This window comes from Solidesulfovibrio aerotolerans (assembly GCF_009856865.1).
Taxonomy (GTDB): Bacteria; Desulfobacterota; Desulfovibrionia; order Desulfovibrionales; family Desulfovibrionaceae; genus Solidesulfovibrio; species Solidesulfovibrio aerotolerans.
This window is the reverse complement of record NZ_WVUD01000138.1, coordinates 1-460: the sequence shown is the minus strand read 5'-3', so window position 1 is coordinate 460 and position 460 is coordinate 1. Positions and strand designations below refer to the sequence as shown.

At 62.4% G+C, this 460-nt stretch carries 1 protein-coding gene; it reads right to left on the bottom strand.

Annotated elements, in window-relative coordinates; translation table 11 throughout:
• Positions 1–460: IS66 family transposase (locus tag GTA51_RS20440; RefSeq protein WP_160964315.1), on the bottom strand; the 460-nt coding region annotated here is incomplete at both ends.

Genomic DNA, 460 nt, shown 5'->3' with positions numbered 1-460 from the left:
CCTTGGAAGTTTCCAAGGATTTCTGAGGCCACACAGCCGGCCCGAGTCGGATGATAGCGAAAGAGCACGACCGGTTTTCCCGGCGTTCCGCCCCGGGCGACCCACATGAATGATTTCGTGGTATTGGTTCGGCCTGGTTCGGCAAGCACCTGGACTGTGGTCTCGTCCATGTTGACGATAGGGCCGGAGCGAATCTCCTCAATGATCAGGTCGATGAGCGGATCACAGGCCTTGGCCACCCGGATCATCCAGCCGGCCAAGGTGCCTCGGGAGATGTCCAGACCCAGGCGGGCGAACTGGTCCTCCTGGCGGTAAAGGGGAAGCGCATCGGCGTATTTGGCTATCGCGACATGGGCCAAAAGGCCCGGGGTGACGATGCCCTGGGGGATAATCTGGAGCGGCATGGGCGCGGTTTTCACCGTCGGCCCGTCATCCTCCACGCCTTCGCAGGCCCGGCAGG